The sequence below is a fragment of the Pseudomonas sp. HP_14 genome (genome assembly GCF_055283875.1).
Genome location: NZ_JBTOQI010000011.1, coordinates 101,186 through 122,336, shown reverse-complemented (window position 1 = coordinate 122,336; position 21,151 = coordinate 101,186). Strand labels below are relative to the sequence as shown.

Genomic DNA, 21,151 nt, shown 5'->3' with positions numbered 1-21,151 from the left:
CTATGCTCAAACGCCTTGTGTATCTGGCGCTCTGCGTCTGCACCCCGCTGTCCGCCGCACAACATGCGAGCGATGAACGTTTGCAGCAACTGGCCAATGAGCCGTTCTGGATTTCATTAGGGCATTACGAAACCGCCAAGCTGGGTGGATGGCGCAGCTATGTCGACGACCCAAAATTCTTTCTCTCGGCCAACGGTGAACACGACCCGAAAGCGGAGCTGAGCGCTACCCTCGACGCTATTTATGCTCCGGCAAGCGTGGGTGAAAAACATGCGCAGTGTGTTTACCCGGCACGGACCCGCTGGCTGAAAGATCAGTTGCACCTCACAGACTTGCCGACCGTTGAGTGCAAGGAATTCACTCAATGGTTCAAGGACGTTGCCCCCGACAGCGCGGTAATGATCTTCCCCGCGGCCTACCTGAACAGCCCCTCGTCCATGTTTGGCCATACGCTGCTGCGCATCGATCAGGCAGACGTTAAAACCAACAACACAGCGCTACTCAGCTACGCGATTAACTTCGGTGCCTACATCGAAGGTATGGACAACAGCATTCTGTATGCCTGGAAGGGGCTCGCAGGTGGCTATCCGGGCCTGTTTGCGCTGGTGCCCTATCAAGAGAAACTGTCCGAATACCGCAGCCTGGAAAACCGCGACCTGTGGGAATACCACCTGAACCTGACGCCGGAAGAAACCGGCCGAATGGTTGAGCACGTCTGGGAATTGAAGCAGATCCGCTTCGGCTATTTCTTCTTCGACGAGAACTGTTCATATCGCCTGCTGGAACTGCTGCAGGTTGCTCGCCCGGGCTTGAAGCTGACCGAGCAATTCCCGTTGACGGCCATTCCGACCGACACCGTCAAAGCCGTCAAGGCGGCGGGACTTGTCGACAAGATCGACTATCGCCCGTCTCGTGAACGTGAACTGCTGGAGCGCGCCAAGCCGCTGAACAGCACCGAGCAGCAGTGGGTACTGGAAGTCAGTGCCGATCAGAAACAACTGCAAAGCCCCGACTATCTGGCCCTGCCCAAAGAGCGCCGTGCACTGATTCAGGACGCGGCCTATCGCCTCGAACGTTACCGTGCCAACGGTCAGGAGCGGGATGCCGGACGCGCTCAGCGTAGTTTCGAACTGCTGCGGGCGATCAACCAGAACCCGCCGCCAGCACTGGATATCGAGCGCCCCGGGCTACCGGAAGACGGTCACGAATCCCGAACCTGGCAAGCAGGTGTCGGCACCCGCGATGACAAGGCCTTCGCCGAGTATGGCCTGCGCATGGCCTATCACGACCTCAACGACAATGCCTACGGCTTCCCGTTGGGGGCGCAGATCGAAATCCTGCAGCTCAAGCTGCGCCAGTACGAAGGCAATCACTGGCAACTGCAGCAACTGGATCTGGCGACTATCCGCTCCCTGACCCCGCGCAACGCACTGCTGCAGCCCTGGTCGTGGCAAGTCACTGGTGGCCTGGAACGAGTGCTGGGTAAACATGGTGATGAGACTCTGGTGTCCCATGTGAACGGCGGCGCAGGCGGCACCTGGCAACTGGGCGACGACGTTCTGGGTTTTGCTCTGGGCACCGTCCGGGTTGAGCACAACAACGACTTCGCCGAGTTCATCTCACCCGCGGCAGGCTTCAATAGCGGTATTTTGTGGCGTAACCCGGTTGGCAACCTGAGTCTGGAGACCAAAGGCGACTACTTTACCAACGGCGAAGTACGCCGCAGCATCAGCCTGAATCAGCAATGGGAGTTGTCGCGCAACCTCGGCCTGCGCCTGAGCGCCCAGCGAGAATTCAGCCAACTGAGCTCGCCGCAGAACGAAGTGATGCTTGAGGTGAAGTGGTATCACTATTGAGTAACAAGCGGCGCGAATACCTGTAGGAGCTGCCCAAGGCTGCGAAAGCGCTCATGCTGACGCGCCCCATCGCAGCCTTCGGCAGCTCCTACAGGGGATTAATGCCTGTGCGATGATCAACGAAACTTATCCCCCGCCCCCATGGCCCAACCTTCATTAGAGGAGAAAAGTCATGAGCCGCGCCTTCGTCAACGAAGACAATGCCGCTGCGGATGCCGACCAGCCGGTCGAGCGCCTGATCAGCGAGCAACCCAATTACGTCACCGCCAGCGGTCTGGATCATTTGCAGCGCCGCGTTGCCGAACTTCAGGCCCATCACAGCGAGATCGCTGCACTGGATCAGGACAACGACAAACAGCATCTGGCTGACCTTGAACGCGACCTGCGTTACTTCACCCAGCGCCTGCAAAGTGCGCAGGTGGTCACCCCCGCCATCTCGACGGACAAGGTGCAGATTGGCAGTTGGGTAACCTATGCCGATGAACACGGCACCGAACATCGCGTGCAACTGGTGGGCGAAGATCAGGCTGATGCAACAGCTGGACTGATCAACTGGGCTTCGCCGCTGGGCCGGGCATTGATCGGCGCGCAACTGGGCGATGAAGTGTTATGGAAGCGACCGGCCGGCGATCAGGATATCGAGATTGTCCTGATTGAGCCGGATGTGTAGACCTCCCACCGGAATGCGCGTCGTACATCCGTATCCTGGTGCCCCTGACACCGCGCTGTCTTGCCGAACACGGCCCCTGTAGGAGTGAGCTTGCTCGCGATAACGGTAGGCCTGTCAGGAGACTAGTGTCTGGGCTGACGCTATCGCGAGCAAGCTCACTCCCACAAATAAAAAATAATTCAAATCAATAAGTTATATGTTTTTGATGAGAGCGGCTCAGTCGCGAGGACGTCGGAATAAATTTCAAACCAAAAAAAAGGAGCCCGAAGGCTCCTTTTTTGTACCAGCTGAATAAATCAGGCCAGTTTCTTGTGGCGTACCCGGTGTGGCTGGGCTGCCGCGTCGCCGAGACGCTTTTTACGGTCGGCTTCGTATTCGGTGTAGTTGCCTTCGAAGAACACCGCTTGTGAGTCATCTTCATAAGCCAGGATGTGAGTCGCAACCCGGTCAAGGAACCACCGATCGTGAGAGATCACAATGGCGGCGCCAGGGAAGTCCAGCAATGCCTCTTCCAGCGAACGCAGGGTTTCCACGTCGAGGTCGTTGGAAGGTTCGTCGAGCAGCAGGACGTTGCCGCCCTCTTTCAGAGTCAACGCCAGATGCAGACGACCGCGCTCACCACCGGAGAGGTCCTTGACGAACTTCTGCTGATCGCCGCCCTTGAAGTTGAAACGCCCCACATAAGTGCGTGACGGAATTTCGTAGTTGCCGATACGGATCTGATCAGAGCCGTCAGAAACCTGCTGGAACACAGTCTTGCTGCCGTCCAGATCGTCACGGCTCTGATCAACGCAGGCCAGTTGCACGGTTTCACCGATCTCGATGCTGCCCGAGTCCGGTTGCTCCTTGCCCATCAGCATGCGGAACAGGGTCGACTTACCGGCACCGTTACCACCGATCACGCCGACAATCGCGCCTTTAGGCATGGCGAACGACAGGTTGTCGATCAACACGCGATCGCCGTAACCCTTGCTGACGTTCTTGAATTCGATGACCTTGTCGCCCAGCCGTGGACCGGCCGGAATATAGATCTCGTTGGTTTCGCTACGCTTCTGGAATTCCTGCGATTGCATTTCTTCGAAGCGTTGCAGACGAGCCTTGGATTTGGACTGGCGCGCCTTGGCACCTTTGCGAACCCATTCCAGCTCTTCTTTCATGGCCTTTTCATGGGCCGACTGCTGCTTGGATTCCTGGGCCAGACGATCAGACTTGGCTTCAAGCCAGCCAGAATAGTTGCCCTCGTAAGGAATGCCAGCACCGCGGTCGAGTTCCAGAATCCAGCCAGCGACGTTATCCAGGAAGTACCGGTCGTGCGTAATCGCAACCACGGTGCCCGGGAAGTCGTGCAGGAAGTGTTCAAGCCAGGCAACCGAGTCGGCGTCCAGGTGGTTGGTCGGTTCGTCGAGCAGCAGCATGTCCGGAGCGGACAGCAGCAAGCGGCACAGGGCTACACGACGCTTCTCACCACCGGAAAGCACTTCAACCTTGGCATCCCACGCTGGCAGACGCAGCGCATCAGCCGCAACTTCCAGCTGACGGTCCAGGTTGTGGCCATCAGCGGCTTGCAGGATAGCCTCAAGCTTCGCCTGCTCGGCAGCCAGCTTGTCGAAGTCGGCATCCGGATCTGCGTACTCTGCATAGACTTCATCAAGGCGCGCCTGAGCGTTCTTGATCACACTGACCGCTTCCTCGACCACTTCACGCACGGTCTTGGTCGGATCAAGTTGCGGCTCTTGAGGCAGATAACCGATGTTCAGGTCAGGCATCGGACGTGCTTCACCGTCGAACTCGGTGTCGACACCCGCCATGATTTTCAACAACGTGGATTTACCCGAACCGTTGAGGCCGAGGACGCCGATCTTGGCTCCCGGGAAAAACGACAGGGAAATATTCTTGAGAATTTCCCGCTTCGGCGGCACAACTTTGCTCAGCCGATGCATGGTGAAGACGTATTGGGCCATGGGATGAAAACCTGGGTTTATGACTGTTGAATAAAGACGCGAGCTTAAAGCTCCGACGTAAAAAAGCTTTTATTTGTCGACGGCACTTGCCGTTGGACGGTTCCACGCCTTGAATTATCTACATCGCGGGATGTGAGCGCCGTGGAACTGGATCAAAGTTTGCAAGCAGTGGAGTCACTCATGCAGAAGTCGGCAGAGGCTGCGCGTTGGGCAAAGCTACCCGAATGCGGGCTTGAGGGCAAACCGTCTGAGCCCACAGGGCTGGCACTTAGCCACAACTCAGGGCATGCTAGCCGCCCTTTGGGCGTGCAGCTTATAGTGCGCCCGGCGCTCACCACTGCGCGCCCGGGACGCAATCATTTCCAACAGCCTGTTCAGTTCAGTAGTCAGGATCAACGTTGCCTACATCAACCCACTCATCGCCCTCGAGCTTGACCAGGAGCGCAACGGCCATGCCTTTGCGCGGGTCACTGAAAGGTGTTCTGGCAGCATTGGTTCTGTTAATGCTCGCGTTGATCATCTGGCAGCTGATTGATCAGTTTCAACAGACTCAGGATCGACAACGCCAGCGTAGCCTCGATTACAGCGCGCAACTGGCTGACCGCTTGAGCCTGAACATGGAGCTGAGCGCGCAGGTCGCGCTCAATCTGCTGAGCCGCAACAACCAGCAAGAGCCGCAGAGTCCTGAGCAGGAACTGCATCTGCTGAACAATTTGCGTCAATCTCTGCCGTCGCTGCGCAGCATGGCGTGGTTGGACCCGCTCGGAAAGGTGACTACCGACACCCTGGACACCACAACCGATGCTCTGTTTCTTAAACAGACACTGCAACAAGCCATGGGCCGACCGTATTACTACGACAACAGCGATGATGGCTCGCAGGTCTATCTACTGATCCGTTTCCCCGGCGAAAGCAACACGAACTATTGGGCTTTGCGCCTGGCTCCCGATGTCCTGAAACCCCTGACACGCCAGACACACCAAGGCTTCCAGCCTCTCTGGCGCCTGGAAAACCGCTCCACTGATCGGCTGCTTTTCCGTGATACCACCGTTCAGAACGAACCGATAGTCAGCAGCGTGGGCGAAATCGAGAGTGTTCTGCTTCAGCCGCTGACCAACAGTAACTGGCAGTTACGCGGTCTGTTTGACGTCACCAAGGCACGAGAGCAACTGCTGGGGCCCTTGATCGGTAAATGTGTGGTCGGCCTGTTCTGTTCGATCCTGCCGCTGCTGGCGCTCTTTAGCCTGCGTCGTCGCCAGCGCCAGTTGCACGAGAGCCGACGGCGCTATCAGGACATCTTCGAAGGTGCCGGAGTCGCCATCTGTGTGCTGGATATGTCTGACCTGCCGGACTACCTCGACACGCTGCAAATCGATAACAGCGAAGGTCTGAATGAGCTGCTCAAGGCTCAGCCCGGACAACTGAATGCGCTGTTACGCAAAATTCGCATCACTGAAGTGAATCAGGTCGCACTGAGCCTGCTCAATGTGCAATCCAATGAACAGGCGTGGCAGCACCTGATCGAAGGCTGCCCACGCAGCCGGCAAGGGATTGGCGAGCAATTGATCCACGCAGTGCTTTCGAGAAAAAGTCAGCTGGAGATCGAAATCCGCCTGACCCAGGACCGGGGCGAAGATCAATACCTGTGGCTGGTGCTGCGGTTGCCTGAAGAGCTCGAAGATTTCAACTCAGTGATTCTGAGCATCGGCGACATCACCAGCCGCAAACGGGTCGAACTGTCACAGCAGGAGCGTGAAGGGTTCTGGTCGAATGTGGTGCGCACCGTCCCCGATCATCTGTATGTGCAGGATGTACTGAGCCAGCGGATGATCTATAGCAACCACAATCTGGGTCAGACTCTGGGCTACAGCAGAACTGAACTGCTGCGCATGGGCGAGTTTTTCTGGGAGATGCTGTTGCACCCCGAAGACGCCGAAAGCTATCAGGACATGCGCCTGCGTCAGCGCCATCGCGGGCACAGCGAGCTCCTGCAATGCCAACTGCGCTTTCGGGCTCGCGACGATAAATGGCGACGTTTTGACATTCGTGAACAGGCGCTGTCCCGGGATCTCGATGATCAGGTCACGCGCATCATCGGTGTTGCCAAAGACATCACCGAACAGCTGGAAGCCAGTGAATCCCTGCGTGACAGCGAGCAACGCTACCGCATGCTCGCCGAAAGCATCAGCGATGTAATCTTTTCCACTGATAACAAGCTCACCCCCAACTACGTCAGCCCTTCGGTACAGGGCGTACTGGGCTACAGCGCAGAATGGATTCTCACGCACGGCTGGAAATCCACCGTCGCCAACCCGCAGCAGCTCGCAGGCGTTTACGCGCTGATGGAGCGCATCCGCAAAGTGCTGAAAAAGCCGGAAGCATTGGCGGCATTGCGCGACGAGATCCCCACTCAACTATTCCTGTTCGACTGCCTGCGCGCCGACGGACGGAAAATACCCATTGAGCTGAGATTGGTGCTGGTCTGGGATGATCAAGGCACGTTCGAAGGCATTCTCGGTGTTGGCCGCGATATCAGCCAGCAACGCAGGGCGGAAAAAGATCTGCGCATGGCCGCAACCGTATTCGAACACTCGACTTCGGCCATCCTGATTACCGACCCAGCTGGCTATATCGTGCAAACCAACGAAGCGTTCAGCAGGGTCAGTGGCTACGAAGCAGCACAAGTACAAGACCAACTGCCAACAATGCTCACGGTGGACAACCAACAGGAAGCGCACCTGCGCTACATCGTCAAACAGCTGCATCAGCGCGGCAGTTGGGAAGGCGAAGTGTGGCTCAAGCGTCGCAACGAAGAGCATTACCCGGCATGGGTGGGCATCACGGCAGTACTGGATGACGAAGGCGATCTGGCCAGTTATGTGTGCTTCTTCACCGATATCAGTGAACGCAAAGCCAGTGAACAACGCATCCATCGCCTGGCTTACTACGACGCCTTGACCCACCTGCCGAACCGTTCGCTGTTCCAGGATCGCCTGCACTCGGCACTGCAACACGCCGAGCGACAAAATGCCTGGGTGGTGTTGATGTTCCTCGACCTGGACCGCTTCAAGCCGATCAACGACTCGCTGGGACATGCGGCGGGTGACCGGATGCTCCAGGAAATGGCCACGCGCCTGCTGGCGTGCGTCGCCGACGACGACACGGTCGCCCGCATGGGTGGCGACGAATTCACGTTGCTGTTGCAACCCAGTCCAACCCGCGAAATCGCCCTGAACCGCGCCATCCATGTGGCGGAGCAAATTCTCTCCAGCCTGGTGACCCCGTTCGTTCTTGAAGGCCGGGAGTTCTTCGTGACCGCCAGTATTGGCATCGCGCTCAGCCCGCAAGACGGCAACGAGCTGAGCCAACTGATGAAGAACGCTGACACTGCGATGTATCACGCCAAGGAGAACGGAAAAAACAACTTCCAGTTCTATCAGGCCGACATGAATGCCACCGCTCTTGAGCGTCTGGAGCTGGAAAGCGACCTGCGCCACGCCCTGGAGCAGAAGGAATTTACCCTCTTCTATCAACCGCAGTTCAGCGGCGACGGCAAACGGCTGACCGGTGCCGAAGCCCTTTTGCGCTGGCGTCATCCACGACGCGGGCTGGTTTCGCCAAGCGAATTCATTCCCGTGCTGGAAGAGCTCGGACTGGTGGTAGAAGTCGGCGACTGGGTCCTTACAGAAGCCTGTCGACAGCTCAAGGCCTGGCACCAGGCCAAGGTCCGCGTGCCCAAGGTTTCGGTCAACATCTCTGCACGCCAATTCGCCGACGGCCAGCTAGGCAACCGAATTGCCAATATTCTTCAGGAAACCGGTCTGCCGCCAGCCTGCCTTGAGCTGGAGCTGACCGAAAGTATCCTGATGCGCGAAGTGGGCGTAGCGATGCATATTCTCGACGGCCTCAAGCGTCTGGGCCTGAGCATCGCGGTGGACGACTTCGGTACGGGCTATTCATCGCTGAACTACCTGAAGCAGTTCCCCATCGACATCCTCAAGATCGACCGGACGTTTGTCGACGGCCTGCCCTCCGGCGAACAGGACGCGCAGATCGCGCGCGCCATCATCGCCATGGCCCATAGCCTGAATCTGGCGGTAATCGCTGAGGGTGTCGAAACCCACGAACAGCTTGAGTTCCTGCGCGAGCATGGCTGTGACGAGGTGCAAGGCTACCTCTTCGGCCGCCCGATGCCGCCAAGCCGCTTCGAAGCGCAATACAGCGATAACGCGCTGTTCATGTTTGATTGAGGTCAGGTGTCCTTTTGTAGGAGCGCTTGGTCTGGGCCGCATCCGGACGATTCGGTTCATTAGCCAACATCTTTGTCACCTGACCACAAGCAATCGCGGGCAAGCGCGCTCCTACAGGCATGTATCGTGAAAACCACTTGTCCAGCACATGACTGCCTTTCATATGCCAGATAAAAGCCAATGGGGTAGAATGCCCCCCTTTTCTGCCCCGATCCTTGAGGACCGCCATGTTCAGCCGTGATTTGACTCTCGCCAAGTACGACTCCGATCTCTTCGCCGCGATGGAGCAAGAAGCTCAGCGCCAGGAAGAGCACATCGAGCTGATCGCTTCGGAAAACTACACCAGCCCAGCGGTGATGGAAGCTCAGGGTTCGGTCCTGACCAACAAGTACGCTGAAGGCTACCCAGGCAAGCGTTACTACGGCGGCTGCGAATACGTCGACGTGGTTGAGCAACTGGCTATCGACCGCGCCAAAGAACTGTTCGGTGCTGATTACGCCAACGTTCAGCCCCACGCTGGCTCGCAAGCCAACAGCGCCGTTTATCTGGCTCTGCTGCAAGGCGGCGACACCATTCTGGGCATGAGCCTGGCCCACGGTGGTCACCTGACCCACGGCGCCAGCGTCAGCTCTTCGGGCAAGCTGTACAACGCCGTTCAATACGGCATCGACGCCAACGGCATGATCGACTACGACGAAGTCGAGCGTCTGGCTGTTGAGCACAAGCCAAAAATGATCGTGGCCGGTTTCTCTGCCTACTCGCAGATCCTCGACTTCCCGCGTTTCCGCGCTATCGCTGACAAGGTTGGCGCTTACCTGTTCGTCGACATGGCTCACGTAGCCGGTCTGGTAGCCGCTGGCGTTTACCCGAACCCGGTGCCTTTCGCTGACGTCGTGACCACCACCACGCACAAGACCCTGCGCGGTCCACGTGGCGGCCTGATCCTGGCTCGCGCCAACGCCGACATCGAGAAGAAGCTGAACTCTGCTGTTTTCCCGGGCGCCCAGGGCGGCCCACTGGAGCACGTCATCGCCGCCAAGGCCGTGTGCTTCAAGGAAGCGCTGCAGCCTGAATTCAAGGCTTACCAGCAACAAGTCGTGAAAAATGCCAAGGCCATGGCCAGCGTGTTCATCGAGCGCGGTTTCGACGTGGTTTCCGGCGGTACTGAAAACCACCTGTTCCTGCTCTCGCTGATCAAGCAGGACATCTCCGGTAAAGACGCAGACGCCGCTCTGGGCCGCGCGTTCATCACCGTCAACAAAAACTCCGTACCGAACGACCCACGCTCCCCGTTCGTGACTTCCGGCCTGCGCTTCGGCACACCAGCAGTCACCACTCGCGGCTTCAAGGAAGCAGAGTGCAAAGAGCTGGCAACCTGGATCTGCGACATCCTGGCTGACCTGAACAACGAAGCCGTGATCGACGCAGTACGTGAAAAAGTAAAAGCTATCTGCGCCAAACTGCCGGTATATAGCGCTTAATCAGCCCTATTAGCAGCAGTAACAAAAGCCCCGGCTCGTAAGAGCCGGGGCTTTTTTGTGGGCGTTTTCTCAGATCTAAAAAATAACTGATGAAATTCATAGAGTTATAAACGTTATTTTTAATCGAAGAGCGTCTCATAGACATCGTAGTGGCCATTCAGTACCATCCACAGAGTACTTATCAAACTCATGGAAAGAGCTAAATGCGGACCCATATTTTTAGGTCACACAAAGAAGCCATCCGAGAAAAACTAAGCTGGAATGAAGCTTGGCTTGGAGAGGACAAAGGACTTATACAGTGCTGGGAAGTTGGAAGAGAGCTAGCCGTAAAGAAGCCAGAACTCGCAAAGCAATGTGTTTTTGGGGAACTACCCGTTTTAGGCTGGAAAGGTGGCGTTGATAAAAACGTAAAAGATGGAAGTAAATTAGGGACTCTAAAGTACCTAGCTCAGTGGCAGGGCCTTAGGGGACAAAACCTAGATATACATACCAATGAAAACACTATTCTCTCCTGTACTAGGACGGGAATATCAGTAACATTTTCTAATAAACATGAAACCGGTTCGGATACCAAGCCAAACCTCAGGGTGAGCGCTCATATGCATCTTAATCGCTATACTCTAAAAAACTTTAGAAGATTTGAGTGTGTAGAAGTAAATTTAGACAAATCAGAAACAATCTATGTCGGTGCTAATAACGCAGGTAAAACTTCCGCCACGGAGGCATTCAGGCTATTTATCAACAATAGAAGAGAGTTTAAAATTCATGACTTTCCTTCGAGACTTATCACAAGCATCGATGAATTTGGAAACAGCGCTGACATCAAAAACGTTGCATTGCCAAGCATTGAAATAGAACTTTGGTTCACCATCAACCCTGAAACCGAATATGGCAGAGTCGCCCATTTTCTACCCATACTAAGTCTAGAAAATACTGAAATCGGAATAAAATTAGCATTTTCCGTGAACGATAAATATGAGCTTATAAAAAACTACAAGGAAATTTATGAAGTACTTTCTAGAGACGGCGAAGAAAAATTACTGACTCAAAAATTATCTTATTATTTGGCTCAAAACGAAAATCTTAAAAAGCATTTTTCAATTAAATATTTCATGCTTGAAAAAACCAGTTCTGGAACTACCAAAGAGCATCTAGTCGATGCCAACGAAGGGAAAAACACTTTAAAATCTCTTCTCAGAGTTGATTTTGTGGAGGCTCAGAGAAACATTGACGATAACTCTTCAGTTCGAAGCACTCGCCTATCCCAAGTATTCTACGATTTTTATCAGCACAATCTTGAAAAGCATAAAAGCGATACAGAGTCGCTAAGCATAATTGAAAAAAGCAACAACAGTTTAACTGCGCACTATGAGAAAGAGTTCAAATCTCTAATCTCAACGATCAGCGAGTTAGGTTTCCCATCATTAAACGATCGGAAATTAAAAGTAATATCGAATTTAAACCCTGAGAAAGCACTTAGTGGGAATACCGCACTAAATTATTTCGACGCAGAAACCGAGCACATGCTGCCTGAGTCCTACAATGGATTAGGATTTAAGAACTTAATATACATGGCAATTCAAGTAGCACACTTCCAAATACAGTGGTTTAACACTGAAAGTTCAAGACCTCTATGCCAGCTTATATTCATAGAAGAACCCGAAGCCCATCTTCACGCCCAAGTCCAACAGACATTTATTAGAAAAATACGAGCAGTCATTAAGAAAACCAACAAAGATCTGGGCATAGATGAACACACACCTCAACTAATTGTTACCACGCACTCTTCCCACATAGTAGCGGAGTCAGATTTTAGTGCGATCCGATACTTTCGTAGACATCATTACTCAGACGCAAAAAATCGCGACATACTCTCTACAAGTCAAATACTAAACCTTGCAAACTTTGCTGAAAAACATAACCAAGATGACAACCTTAAATTTCTAAAAAAATATCTATCATTAACTCACTGCGATCTATTTTTTGCAGACGCGACAATCATTATCGAAGGGACTGTCGAGCGTATTCTGATGCCTGGAATAATAAAAAACCACTTCCAATCTTTAGAAAACTGTTACATCACTACACTAGAACTTGGCGGCGCATTTGCCCATAAATTTATAGATCTAATAAAATTTCTAAACCTACCCTGCCTTGTGATAACAGACATCGACTCGGTCGACCCAAACAACAACCACAATGCTTGTATTGCTAGTCAGAACCTAGCGGTGAGCAGCAACACATCAATTGGAACCTTACTACTAGGTCGCAAGGATAAACAGAGCAAGGCAGAGAAAGAAATCTATAATGAAAAAAGAAAAATCTCAAACATTATTAAATTGACACCTGAAAAGAAAAAAGTTTCGGACGCCAATATGTACGTGACGTTTCAGCAGCCCATTGATGTGGTGTCATACGGAAAGGGTGTAAACATGACGCCTAGAACATTCGAAGAAGCGTTTATTTATACCAATATAGAAAAAATCAGAAGCGGAAAAATTGATGCTCTAATACCCGTCGAAACGCTATCCGGTACTATATCCGACCACGAGCTTATTTATGAATGCGTGGTTTCAGATTTCAAAAAAGTCGAATTTGCACTAACATTAATCGCTAGCTCTGAGAGATGGGAGGCGCCGGCATATATAAAAGAAGGCCTCGAGTGGTTGAATGCGCAACTTAAGCCTACAGCCTAAAAGGTTTCCATCTCATGAAAAATTTAGAAACCAAAGACCCAGATCTTCTCATATCCGACTGTCTAGACAATAGCATCAGTTTTTCTGTAATAGCTGGAGCAGGCTCCGGAAAAACCAGTTCATTAATTAAAGCGCTTAAACATGTACGATCAAAAAAAGGTTCAGCACTCAGAACTAAAGATCAGAAAATTGCATGTATAACTTACACCAACGTTGCCAAGGAAGTAATTAAAAATAGAACTGAAGCAGATGAACTATTTGCCATACACACTATACATGACTTCTGCTGGTCACTAATCTCGCGTTACCAGTCAAACATACAGTCCATTGTAAAAACAAAAATAATACCCCAAAGAATCGAAAAAAAAATAGAAAGCGGAATATCAGGCAACTCCCAAAAAGCTATAAAAAACCGAGCCCAAATCGAGCGCTTGACTCAGGCACTCGAAAAAATATCAGATGAGATTCCTTTTGAATACAGTTTACATGGAAGAGATTATATTAATGGAAAACTTGACCATGACGACATCATTGACATCACTACAATTCTTATATTAGAAAACGATGCCCTTCGAAAAATAACCACGCAAAAGTACCCATATATATTTGTTGATGAAGCGCAAGACACTTTCCCAAATGTCATTAACGCGCTAAACCGTCTATCAGCATACAACGAGCTCCCCGTCGTCGGTTATTTCGGGGACCCACTCCAACAAATCTACGAAAAAAGAGCCGGTGCTTTCTTTGGACCACAAGGGTCTGCCATTATTACCAAAAACTATAATTACCGCTGCTCTCATAAAGTAATAGATCTACTCAACTCGATTCGCCCTGAGCTATTGCAGGAGCCAGGCCCCAAGAATGAAGTAGGTAGCGTCCAAATACATCTTATCCAAGCAGAGCCCGGTGAAGGACCGAGAAACACTTATACTGACGATCAATTAAATAAAAGTCTTAAAAAATTTGACGCAACGCTAGAGCAGTCCGGCTGGGGAGAAAACGATGATAGAAAGTTTTTATTTCTAACGCGACAAATGATTGCTCATCGCCTCAAATTTAGTATTTTGAATAAGCTATTCACTGGTCCCTACTCCTCGAAAGCCTCTGAGGATCAATTTAAGGAAGGCAGCCACTTTTTATTGACCCCCTTCTTTGATGTGCTTATTCCCCTGCTTGATGCGAAGAAGGGAGGCGATTGGACGTCCATAACATCAATAATGCGAACCCATAGCCCGCTACTTAAGCCAGATGGAAAAAATCAAAGCTTGACTATCAGACAGCTAATTTTGAAAATAAATTCCGCGATTGAAGCTATCGAATCATCCTGGACTACAACCAGCACAAAGCGCATTCTGCTGATTGCTTCAGAGCATGAATTAGTAGATCTACCAGAGCGATTACAGTTACATCTCCATAGGGAGCCAAGAGCAGAGATCTACGACGAAGACGTCCACACTCGAGAAAAAGGTGATTGGCTAGTAGATGAATTTTTCAAACTCGGAACCGAAGAACTTTCTTCATTTAAATTATTTATATCAAAGATGACGCCTTACAGCACGCAGCATGGAGTCAAGGGTGACGAATTTGGAAAAGTAGTTGTTGTCTTCGATGACACAGAGGCGAATTGGAATAACTATAGCTTCTCCCGCCTTCTTACACCGATAACCGCTCAACAACAGCCCACGGAAGGGCAAAAATCGAAGAGCCTAAATTTGGCATATGTATGTTTCTCAAGAGCTATAAAAGACTTGAAGATAATTCTCTATACGAGTAGTCCAGAGATTGCAAAAAAAGAGCTACTCGACAAGAAACTATTTCTCGACAGCCAGATTCATATTGTATTGTAGCTTTTGAATTTATATGGTGTCTGGCTAGCCAGACACCATATTTAATTCGCCAAGTTACCAAACCCCGCCCGGATCTTCTCCTCCGGCAGTTCATCGGCAATGAACACAATCACGCTTTCGCGCTTCTCACCTTCCTCCCATTCGGTATCCCAGTCGAAGCCATACAGCTTCAACACGCCTTGGAACACCATGCGTTTGGGCTCCCCCGCAATGTTCAGCACGCCTTTGTAGCGCAACAGCTGTTGGCCGTGCTCTTCGAGCAATTCGTTCATGAACTCGCTGAGCTTCTCGATATCCAGCGGTTCGTCGGTACGCAGAACAAGGCTGGAAATACGATCAATGGAATTACCGGCTGGCGCCAACGGACGCAGACTCATCCCTCCGCCCAGATCAGCGTTCAGGTTGAAACCTCGTACATCCAGCAATTCAGCCAGATCAATCCGGCCATGCTCAACCACCCGGATAGGCGCGCGGCGGTTGATGCGGGTCAAACGTGCGCTGAGGGCTTCGAAAGCAGCGTCGTCTACCAGATCGCGTTTACTCACCAGCAGACGGTCAGCGAAACCAATCTGTGCCTGAGCGATGGTCTGCGCCAGATGCGTGTCGGCATTGGCCGCGTCCACCAGCGTGATAATGCCATCGAGGATGTAGCGCTCGCGCAGCTCTTCGTCGATGAAGAAAGTCTGTGCGACAGGCGCCGGATCGGCCAGGCCGGTGCACTCGATCACCAGACGGTCGAAGGCGATTTCACCGCTGTCCAGACGCTCCAGCAGCAGAAAAAGGGCTTTGGTCAGATCGGTGTGGATGGTGCAGCAGACGCAGCCATTGGAAAGGGTCATGACCTGTACCGGTTCGGCCCCCAACAATTGGGTGTCGATACCGGCGTCGCTGAATTCGTTTTCGATCACGGCGATTTTCAGGCCGTGCTCGGTTTTGAGCAGATGACGCAGCAACGTGGTCTTGCCCGCGCCGAGAAAGCCGCTGAGGACAGTGACGGGAATGGGTTGCGGGGTGGTCATGGGTGCTCCTGTATTTACCAAACAACACAAAACAGTGTGGGAGCGAAGCTTGCCCGCGATAAGGCTGTATGCGATTCACTTCAGATCGCGTCCAGCCTTATCGCGGGCAAGCACCGCTCCCACAGGTTAACTGATGCAGTGGATCAAAAAATTCAAATGATCAACAGCACTTGGGCCCACCCTTACCACCGTAACGGGCTTCCTGGCGTTCCCGGAAGAACGCCTCGTAATCCATTACAGGCTTGTCAGGGTGTTTGACCTGCATATGCGCGACGTAATTGTCGTAGTCAGGCATGCCCACCATCAAGCGCGCAGCCTGACCGAGGTATTTCCCGAGGCGACTCAGGTCGTTGAACATAGGCAGATCCTCTCGTTTCTCAAACGTTGGTCGGAGTCGTCAGTGCCTGGAATGGCGCTTCTTTATCCGTACGCTCTTTGTTGCCCCATGCCGCGACGCCGACTTTCAACGCGTAGAACAGGATGCTGAACACCACAAAAAGGAACAGAATCGTCAGCGTCGCGTTGGTGTAAGCGTTGAAGATCACGTGTTGCATCTGATCCATGGTCTTGGCCGGAGCCAGAATCTGACCCGCATCAGCCGCGGTGCTGTACTTCTTGGCCAGCGCCAGGAAACCAACCGCAGGGTTGCTATCGAACAGCTTGATGAAACCAGCCGTTACGGTGCAGATCAGCAGCCAGGTCGCTGGCAGCATAGTCACCCAGATGTAGCGTTGGCGTTTCATTTTGATCAGGACAACGGTCGCCAGCATCAGCGCGATACCTGCCAGCATCTGGTTAGAGATACCGAACAGAGGCCACAGAGTGTTGATGCCGCCCAGCGGATCGATCACGCCTTGATACAGCAGGTAACCCCAGAGCGCTACGCAACCACCGGTACCGATAGCGTTGGCAGTCCAGGACTCGGTGCGTTTCAGGGCAGGTACGAAACTGCCCAGCAAGTCCTGCAGCATGAAGCGACCGGCACGCGTACCGGCATCGACCGCAGTCAGAATAAACAGTGCTTCAAACAGGATTGCGAAGTGGTACCAGAACGCCATGGTGCTCGCACCTGGCAAGGCCTGATGCAGGATCTGCGCGATACCCACCGCCAGCGTCGGTGCACCACCGGCACGTGCCAGCACGGTGTTCTCACCGATGTCTTTAGCAACTGCTGTCAGTTGTTCCGGGGTAATGGCAAAGCCCCAACTGCTGACTGTCTGAGCCACAGTCACCACGTCACCGCCGACAATGGCCGCGGGGCTGTTCATGGCGAAGTAGATGCCTGGCTCGATCACCGAAGCAGCAACCATGGCCATGATCGCCACGAAGGACTCCATGAGCATGCCGCCGTAACCGATGTAACGGGCGTTGGTTTCGTTATCCAGCAGTTTCGGCGTGGTCCCGGAAGAGATCAGCGCGTGGAAACCGGACACCGCACCACACGCGATGGTGATGAACAGGAACGGGAACAGTGTGCCCTTCCAGACCGGGCCAGTACCGTCGGTGAACTGAGTCAGCGCAGGCATTTTCAGCTCAGGCGCAAGTACCAGAATACCGATTGCCAGCGCGACGATGGTGCCGATTTTCAGGAAGGTCGACAGGTAGTCACGTGGCGCCAGCAGCAACCAGACCGGCAGCATCGCAGCGACAAAGCCGTAACCCACCAGCATCCAGGTGATCTGCACGCCTGTGAAGGTGAACAGCGGTGCCCATTCAGGGCTGGCCGCAACATGACCGCCTGCCCAGATCGACAGCAACAATAGAACCACACCGATCACCGAGATTTCCCCGATGCGGCCTGGCCTGATGTAGCGCATATAGATGCCCATGAACATCGCGGTCGGGATCGTCGCCATGACCGTGAACATGCCCCATGGGCTTTCAGCCAGCGCTTTGACCACGATCAGTGCCAGCACCGCTAGGATGATGATCATGATCAGGAAGCACCCGAACAGCGCGATGGTGCCTGGGATACGGCCCATTTCCTCACGCACCATGTCACCCAGGGAGCGACCGTTACGGCGTGTGGACAGGAACAGAATCATGAAATCCTGCACCGCGCCCGCCAGAACCACACCGGCGATCAGCCAGAGGGTGCCGGGCAGGTAGCCCATCTGTGCAGCCAGTACCGGCCCAACCAATGGTCCGGCGCCAGCAATCGCGGCAAAGTGGTGACCGAAAAGAATGTGTTTGTTGGTCGGCACGTAGTCCAGACCATCATTGTTGACCACTGCTGGAGTCGCCCGCAGCGGGTCGAGTTGCATAACATGCCGGGCAATGAACAGGCTGTAATAACGATAGGCAACCAGGTAGATGGCGACCGCAGCGACCACGATCCACAAGGCGTTGATTGCTTCTCCGCGGCGCAAGGCCACGACCCCCAGAGCACATGCTCCGATAATTGCAACGATTAGCCAGGGCACATGGCGCATGAGGCTATTATTATTTTTCATTTTTTTATATTCCAGCAGATGACTGAAAGACCAGCTACGCGAGTTTAGCTCTGTCGCAGCGAAAGGCCACCCCAACCAAGGTCTAGAGCGCAAAAGAAACGTTTCACTTAAAACGGCCACTGAACCTGATCAGTAGACGCGGTTCGAAAGGCCGACGAAGTGTAAATCCGGGCCTGAAAGCTATCCGGAAAGCAGGATCGGGACTATCGTCGTTACAGGCGACGCCTTGCCTGGCGTTGAACCGCTGACAGCATGTCAGTCGATTCCAAGAGAAGTGATTCGATGACCGACTCCCACGATGACCGCCGCCGCTTCAAACGCATCGCATTCGATGCCAAAACCACACTGAGCCAAGGGGACCACAATTGGCAGGTTCAACTGGTCGACTTGTCTCTGAAAGGCATGCTTATAGAACGCCCACAACCGTGGCAAGCCGACACACATGAGCCATTCCACGCCGACATAAAGTTGAGCAATGAAGTGCATGTGCAAATGGACGTCAGACTGACCCACGATGACAACGGCCAGTTGGGATTTGTCTGCGAGCACATTACGCTCGACTCAATCAGCCACCTGCGACGCCTGATCGAACTGAACCTGGCCGATCACGATGAGCTGGAACGAGAGTTGGCGGCGCTGATTGAGGTTTGAGTTGATCTGACACCCTCTGCGATTGCCTGCTGCACAGTGTATCTGTAGGAGTGAGCTTGCTCGCGATTCGATTTCATGGTCGACGAATTTATCGCATGAACTGACGCCATCGCGAGCAAGCTCACTCCTACAGGGCCGTATGCTTGCTGCGAGACCGCGCGCGGCTCCTAAAGGTAGTTAGCGATAGTTCATGTCCTACTCAAACAAAGCATCCAGCGCCTGCTCCAGACGTGTCACCGCAATAATCTGCAAACCCGGCGGGGCCTCTTTCGGCGCATTGCCTTTCGGCACAATTGCCCGCTTGAAGCCATGTTTGGCCGCTTCCTTTAGACGCTCCTGACCGCTCGGAACAGGACGCACTTCACCAGACAGCCCCACTTCACCAAACACCAGCAAGTCATGAGGCAACGGACGGTTACGCAGACTGGACATCACCGCAGCCATCAACGCCAGGTCCGACGCTGTTTCCAGTACTTTGACGCCCCCCACCACGTTAAGGAAAACATCCTGATCGTGAGTTGGAATGCCACCGTGACGATGCAGGACCGCCAGCAGCATCGCCAGACGATTCTGATCCAGGCCTAGTGTCACACGGCGCGGATTGGACATGTGACTGTCATCCACCAACGCCTGAACCTCCACCAGCATCGGCCGCGTGCCTTCCCAGGTTGCCATCACCACACTGCCGGGGACTTCTTCCTGAGCGCGTGTCAGGAAAATCGCCGACGGGTTGGAGACTTCCTTCAGCCCCTTGTCGGTCATGCCAAATACACCCAGCTCATTGACCGCACCAAAGCGGTTCTTCACGGCACGCAGCAACCGCAGACGCCCGTCAGACTCGCCTTCGAAGTAGAGAACCGTATCCACCATGTGCTCAAGCACTCGCGGCCCCGCCAGAGCGCCCTCTTTGGTGACATGACCGACAAGGAAAATCGCCGTACCGCTTTGCTTCGCGTAACGCACCAGCAAAGCCGCGCTTTCGCGAACTTGCGAAACACCGCCCGGCGCAGACTGCAGTTGCTCGGTAAAAATCGTCTGAATCGAGTCGATCACCATCACCTTGGGCTTTTCAACCTTGGCGGTGGCAATGATGTTTTCGATACAGGTTTCGGTCATCACCTGAAGCTTGTCCTGAGGCAGCCCCAGACGACGCGCGCGCATCGCCACCTGCTGCTGGGACTCTTCCCCGGTGACGTACAACGCCGGCATGCGTTCGGCAATGTTGCACAGCGTCTGCAGGAGGATGGTGGACTTGCCGATCCCCGGATCGCCACCGATCAGCACCACCGAACCATCAACCAGCCCGCCGCCAAGCACGCGGTCCAGCTCGGCGGAGTTGGTGGAGAAGCGCGGTATCTCCTCAATGCTGACCTCAGCCAGCGTACGGATCTGCGTTTGCTGCCCGGTCCAGCCGGAACGCCCGCTCGGAGGCGCTGCGCTGCCGCTTTCCAGCACGGTTTCAACCAATGTGTTCCAGGCGCCGCATTCGCTGCACTGCCCGGCCCACTTGGGAAAGGTCGCACCGCACTCAGTGCAGCCATACAAGCGTTTGGCCTTGGCCATGACAACCCCGTCGGTAAAAGTTGGCAATCATAACGCAGCTGCTACCTGTACGTCGGTAAGCCTGCTCCATCAGGTTTTTAAGGAATTTCATAAAACTTCGTCAGAAAAGCCCGGTCGATTGCAGGGTGCCCAGCGCAACGCGTGCAGCTGACTTACACTGCACTGGACAATCTCATCAGTTACAAGGAATGACCCATGAGCGTACTAAGCGAGTTCAAAGCCTTTGCCGTCAAAGGTAACGTGGTCGATATGGCCGTCGGTATCATCATTGGTGCGGCATTCGGCAAGATCGTTTCGTCGTTCGTCGGCGATGTCATCATGCCGCCTCTGGGGCTGCTGATCGGCGGTGTGGACTTCAGTGACCTCGCCGTTATTCTCAGACCTGCAGAAGGTGCGGCCCCTGCGGTAGTGCTGGCCTACGGCAAGTTCATCCAGACAGTGATCGACTTCATCATCGTCGCCTTCGCCATCTTCATGGGCGTAAAAGCGATCAATCGCCTCAAACGCGAAGAAGCCAAAGCGCCGACCCTGCCACCGACTCCGACCAAGCAGGAACTGCTGCTGGGCGAGATTCGTGACCTGCTCAAAGAACAGCATCAGCCGTCGGCACCGATTACCGTTGATCCGAAGCATCCGGTTTGAATCGATAGAGGCCTGAAAGCGGACTTGTAGGAGTGAGCTTGCTCGCGATCACGGTAGACCTG

General features: G+C 53.6%; 13 protein-coding genes. 8 read left to right on the top strand and 5 right to left on the bottom strand.

The features are described from left to right. Positions 1 to 2: 2 nt before the first annotated feature. Positions 3 to 1,856: an Lnb N-terminal periplasmic domain-containing protein gene (locus tag ACYASS_RS10060; RefSeq protein ID WP_463586025.1), complete on the top strand. Its 1,854-nt coding sequence runs from the start codon at positions 3 to 5 to the stop codon at positions 1,854 to 1,856. 172 nt (positions 1,857 to 2,028) lie between these two features. Further along, complete coding sequence (locus tag ACYASS_RS10055; protein ID WP_463586024.1) at positions 2,029 to 2,526, top strand: GreA/GreB family elongation factor; 498 nt, start codon at positions 2,029 to 2,031, stop codon at positions 2,524 to 2,526. A gap of 296 nt (positions 2,527 to 2,822) precedes the next feature. Here the strand turns inward: ACYASS_RS10055 and ettA are convergent, their stop codons facing one another. Further along, positions 2,823 to 4,487, bottom strand: a complete 1,665-nt coding sequence (ettA, locus tag ACYASS_RS10050; RefSeq protein WP_463586023.1) for an energy-dependent translational throttle protein EttA — start codon at positions 4,485 to 4,487, stop codon at positions 2,823 to 2,825. A 452-nt stretch (positions 4,488 to 4,939) separates the two neighbouring features. Here ettA and ACYASS_RS10045 point away from each other — a divergent pair, with 452 nt between their 5' ends. The 4 genes from ACYASS_RS10045 to ACYASS_RS10030 all read left to right on the top strand — a co-directional run bounded on the left by ACYASS_RS10045 (position 4,940) and on the right by ACYASS_RS10030 (position 14,761). Then, on the top strand, positions 4,940 to 8,737 hold the full coding sequence (locus tag ACYASS_RS10045) for a sensor domain-containing protein (protein ID WP_463586022.1): 3,798 nt from the start codon (positions 4,940 to 4,942) through the stop codon (positions 8,735 to 8,737). A gap of 227 nt (positions 8,738 to 8,964) precedes the next feature. Next, positions 8,965 to 10,218, top strand: coding sequence for a serine hydroxymethyltransferase (glyA, locus tag ACYASS_RS10040; protein ID WP_122662968.1), 1,254 nt, complete (start codon positions 8,965 to 8,967; stop codon positions 10,216 to 10,218). Positions 10,219 to 10,421: 203 nt separating this feature from the next. Then, positions 10,422 to 12,914 carry an ATP-dependent nuclease gene (locus tag ACYASS_RS10035; protein ID WP_463586021.1) on the top strand — a complete coding sequence of 831 codons (2,493 nt, stop codon included), beginning with the start codon at positions 10,422 to 10,424 and terminating at the stop codon, positions 12,912 to 12,914. Positions 12,915 to 12,928: 14 nt separating this feature from the next. Beyond that, positions 12,929 to 14,761 carry a UvrD-helicase domain-containing protein gene (locus ACYASS_RS10030; protein WP_463586020.1) on the top strand — a complete coding sequence of 611 codons (1,833 nt, stop codon included), beginning with the start codon at positions 12,929 to 12,931 and terminating at the stop codon, positions 14,759 to 14,761. A gap of 41 nt (positions 14,762 to 14,802) precedes the next feature. On the opposite strand, the gene yjiA is transcribed toward ACYASS_RS10030, so the two are convergent. The 3 genes from yjiA to ACYASS_RS10015 form a co-directional block, all read right to left on the bottom strand. Then, positions 14,803 to 15,780, bottom strand: a complete 978-nt coding sequence (gene yjiA, locus ACYASS_RS10025) for a GTPase (protein WP_463586019.1) — start codon at positions 15,778 to 15,780, stop codon at positions 14,803 to 14,805. 160 nt (positions 15,781 to 15,940) lie between these two features. After that, the gene (locus ACYASS_RS10020) at positions 15,941 to 16,138 is read right to left on the bottom strand and encodes a YbdD/YjiX family protein (protein WP_032627364.1); all 198 of its coding nucleotides are present in this window, start codon (positions 16,136 to 16,138) and stop codon (positions 15,941 to 15,943) included. A gap of 19 nt (positions 16,139 to 16,157) precedes the next feature. Further along, positions 16,158 to 18,233 (bottom strand): carbon starvation CstA family protein, encoded by a 2,076-nt coding sequence (locus ACYASS_RS10015; RefSeq protein ID WP_463586018.1) that lies wholly within the window; start codon positions 18,231 to 18,233, stop codon positions 16,158 to 16,160. 282 nt (positions 18,234 to 18,515) lie between these two features. On the opposite strand from ACYASS_RS10015, the gene ACYASS_RS10010 reads away from it, so the two are divergent. After that, positions 18,516 to 18,884 (top strand): PilZ domain-containing protein, encoded by a 369-nt coding sequence (locus ACYASS_RS10010; protein WP_463586017.1) that lies wholly within the window; start codon positions 18,516 to 18,518, stop codon positions 18,882 to 18,884. Between the two features lie 195 nt (positions 18,885 to 19,079). Here ACYASS_RS10010 and radA read toward each other — a convergent pair whose 3' ends face one another. Beyond that, positions 19,080 to 20,447 carry a DNA repair protein RadA gene (radA, locus tag ACYASS_RS10005; RefSeq protein WP_122662976.1) on the bottom strand — a complete coding sequence of 456 codons (1,368 nt, stop codon included), beginning with the start codon at positions 20,445 to 20,447 and terminating at the stop codon, positions 19,080 to 19,082. Positions 20,448 to 20,642: 195 nt separating this feature from the next. Here radA and mscL point away from each other — a divergent pair, with 195 nt between their 5' ends. Further along, complete coding sequence (mscL, locus tag ACYASS_RS10000) at positions 20,643 to 21,089, top strand: large-conductance mechanosensitive channel protein MscL (RefSeq protein WP_087272638.1); 447 nt, start codon at positions 20,643 to 20,645, stop codon at positions 21,087 to 21,089. Positions 21,090 to 21,151: the final 62 nt, after the last annotated feature.

What these genes read in the sequence shown, in the direction of transcription:
- ACYASS_RS10060 (WP_463586025.1), top strand. Translation starts at nt 3, where the DNA reads ATGCTCAAACGCCTTGTGTATCTGGCGCTCTGCGTCTGCACCCCGCTG.
- ettA (WP_463586023.1), bottom strand. Translation starts at nt 4,487, where the DNA reads ATGGCCCAATACGTCTTCACCATGCATCGGCTGAGCAAAGTTGTGCCG.
- yjiA (WP_463586019.1), bottom strand. Translation starts at nt 15,780, where the DNA reads ATGACCACCCCGCAACCCATTCCCGTCACTGTCCTCAGCGGCTTTCTC.
- radA (WP_122662976.1), bottom strand. Translation starts at nt 20,447, where the DNA reads ATGGCCAAGGCCAAACGCTTGTATGGCTGCACTGAGTGCGGTGCGACC.
- ACYASS_RS10015 (WP_463586018.1), bottom strand. Translation starts at nt 18,233, where the DNA reads ATGAAAAATAATAATAGCCTCATGCGCCATGTGCCCTGGCTAATCGTT.
- glyA (WP_122662968.1), top strand. Translation starts at nt 8,965, where the DNA reads ATGTTCAGCCGTGATTTGACTCTCGCCAAGTACGACTCCGATCTCTTC.
- ACYASS_RS10030 (WP_463586020.1), top strand. Translation starts at nt 12,929, where the DNA reads ATGAAAAATTTAGAAACCAAAGACCCAGATCTTCTCATATCCGACTGT.
- mscL (WP_087272638.1), top strand. Translation starts at nt 20,643, where the DNA reads ATGAGCGTACTAAGCGAGTTCAAAGCCTTTGCCGTCAAAGGTAACGTG.
- ACYASS_RS10055 (WP_463586024.1), top strand. Translation starts at nt 2,029, where the DNA reads ATGAGCCGCGCCTTCGTCAACGAAGACAATGCCGCTGCGGATGCCGAC.
- ACYASS_RS10035 (WP_463586021.1), top strand. Translation starts at nt 10,422, where the DNA reads ATGCGGACCCATATTTTTAGGTCACACAAAGAAGCCATCCGAGAAAAA.
- ACYASS_RS10045 (WP_463586022.1), top strand. Translation starts at nt 4,940, where the DNA reads ATGCCTTTGCGCGGGTCACTGAAAGGTGTTCTGGCAGCATTGGTTCTG.
- ACYASS_RS10010 (WP_463586017.1), top strand. Translation starts at nt 18,516, where the DNA reads ATGACCGACTCCCACGATGACCGCCGCCGCTTCAAACGCATCGCATTC.
- ACYASS_RS10020 (WP_032627364.1), bottom strand. Translation starts at nt 16,138, where the DNA reads ATGTTCAACGACCTGAGTCGCCTCGGGAAATACCTCGGTCAGGCTGCG.